The following is a 2,767-nucleotide window of genomic DNA, read 5'->3' on the forward strand; positions in this document are numbered from 1 at the left end:
CCACCGGGATTGTGGTGTCGGTGGTGATGGTGTCGAGGACGTGGGTGATTCGGTGGAGCAGGGTGGTGGCGGTGGTGGTGTCGTAGAGGTCGGGAAGGTATTTCATGGTCAGGTGCAGGCGGGTGTCGGCGGAGGCGATCAACGTGACCGGGTAATGGGTGGCGTCGTGGGCGCTGGCACCGACCACCCGCATCCCGGCCAGATCGGTGTCTTCGGACAATCCGGCCCGATCCACCGGGTAGGACTCGAACACCGTCAACGTGTCGAAAACCGCCCCCGCCCCGGCCGCGGCCTGGATCTGGGTCAACCCGAGATGGTGGTAGTCGAGCAGACCGGCCTGCTCGGCCTGGACCCGTGCAAGCAACCCGCCGACGGATTCGCGGTAGTCCAGCCGCACCCGCACCGGCACGGTGTTGATGAACAACCCGATCATCGACTCGACCCCGGGGATCTGCCCCGGCCGACCCGAGACGGTGGCACCGAAGACCACATCCTCGCGCGAGGTCATGGTGGCCAGCACCAGGCCCCACGCCACCTGGATCACGGTGTTGAGCGTGACTCCCCGCCCGCGGGCCACCGCGGTCAGTGTCTGGGTCTGTTCCTCGGTCAGATCCAGCCGGCACTGGTCGGGAATCGTGGACAGCTCCCGGCCCCGGTGCGCGGGGGCAAGCAGGGTCGGCTCCTCGACTCCCGCCAGAGCCCGCTGCCACACCGCGCGTGCGGCCTGCGCATCCTGGCGGCCCAGCCACGCCAGATACTCCCGGTACGGCTGCACCCGAGGCAACCCCGACCCGTCGCCTGCGGTGACATAGAGGGTCAGCAGTTCCCGCAGCAGCAACGGCAACGACCAACCGTCGAGCAGGATGTGATGATTGGTCAGCACCAACCGGTACTCACCGGGCGCGAGGGTGATCAACACCAACCGCAGCAGCGGCGCGGTGCTCATGTCGAACCGGGTGGCCCGGTCGGCGGTCAGGATCCGGTCGAGTTCGGCCCCACGCACGCTCTCCTGCACTGCGGTCAGGTCGATCTCACCCACCGGCACCTCGACACCGTCGGCGAGGACCTGCCAGAACCGCCCATCGGGAGCCGAGACGAACGCGGCCCGCAGGTTCACGTGCCGATCCAGCAGTGTGCGTGCCGCGGCCCGCAACCGTGCCGGATCCACATCGCCACGCAACTCCAACACCAACTGCAGCAGATACGCGTCCACCGAGTGCTCGGCCAGCAACGCATGAAACAGCAACCCCTCCTGCAGCGGCGCCAACGGCCAGATATCCGCCAGCGTCGGATACCGCTGTTCCAGCGCCTCGATCGTGTGCTGGTCCAGGCGCACCAGATCCAGATCCGACGGGGTGAACCCGCCCGCACCCGGCTGCCCCGCACACTCGGCCAGCACGGTCACCGCCTGCCGCCACCGCCGCGCCAGATCGGTCACCTCGCCGGCGCAGAGCACCCCGGTCGGGAACGAGAACACCGCCCGCAACACCGAACCGGCGGCGGTGGTGGTCACCGCGGCATCGACGGCGAGCACCACCGCCGCCGGCAGGTCCCGATCACCACCACCCAGATCGCCGGTCTCCTCGACCGGAACCCACCCCACCTCCACACCGTCGGCGAGCGCGCCGGTGGTGGTGAACCGGCCCAGATAGTTGAACCCGATCTGCGGTTGCGGGAACGACGCCAGTACCTCACCGGTCTCGTCATTGAGATACCGCAACAACCCGTACCCGATCCCGCGGTCCGCGGTCGTGCGCAGTTGTTCCTTCACGGTCTTGACCGCCGCCCCCGCCGCCGCACCACCGGCCAGGACCTCGTCGAGGTCCACCCCGGCCAAATCCAGACGCACCGGGAACATGGTGGTGAACCAGCCCACCGTCCGCGACAGGTCCGCCCCCGCCACCACCTGCTCCTCCCGGCCGTGTCCCTCCAACCCGATCAAGGCCTGCGCGGTGTCGATGCCCCGATCACGCCGCCAGCTACTCAACGCCACCGCCAGGGCGGTCAGCAAACCATCGTTCACCCCGCCGTGAAACACCTCCGGCAACGTGGTGAGCACGGTGTCGGTGACCGCGGCCGGCAACGCCACGCCGACCGTGTCCACCGTGGCCCCCACATCCACCGCCGGATCCAACGCACGCGACCCCAACACCGGATCCGACCCGGTCAGCATCTCCCGCCACAGGCCGAGTTCCCCGACCCGGGCCTCGGCGTGAGCGGCGGCAACCAGCCCGTGCGCCCACCGTCGCATCGACGTTCCCACCGGCGCCAGCTCCGCTTGCGCGCCCGCCGCGAGCCGGGCCCACGCCACCGCCAGATCGGGCACCAGAATCCGCCACGACACCCCATCGATCACCACATGATGCGCCACCAGCAACAACCGGCCCCCCGTGGTGGTGCCGGGATCGAACCACACTCCCTGCACCATCACCCCCGACGCCGGATCGAGCCGGCCCACGGCCGCCTCCCACGCACCGGCCACCACCGCCGAGAACCCCTGCCCGCTCACCTCCTCCACCGGCACCCGCACCAGCAGCGACTCCGCGGGAACCGACCCAACCGGCAACACCTCGAGAACCCACCCCACCCCGGACCCGGACCCGGACCCGGAAACAGAGCCGGAGTCGGTGCTGCGGCGCAACCGGGCTCGGAGCATGTCGTGGCGGTCCAACACCGCCTGCACCGTCCGGGCGAGCGTGTCCCGGTCGATCCCCACCGGCAACGTCAACAGCACCGACTGCGAAACCCGATCCAAACCACCCACCCG

The 2,767-nt window shown here is 69.6% G+C and carries 1 protein-coding gene; it reads right to left on the reverse strand.

Features of this window, described 5'->3' with window-relative positions; translation table 11 throughout:
- On the reverse strand, positions 1-2,755 hold a 2,755-nt coding region (locus ACRWNM_RS36445; RefSeq protein ID WP_431972719.1), incomplete at its 3' end, for a condensation domain-containing protein.
- Positions 2,756-2,767: the final 12 nt, after the last annotated feature.

It is taken from the genome of Nocardia sp. bgisy134, assembly GCF_965341865.1.
GTDB lineage: Bacteria > Actinomycetota > Actinomycetes > Mycobacteriales > Mycobacteriaceae > Nocardia.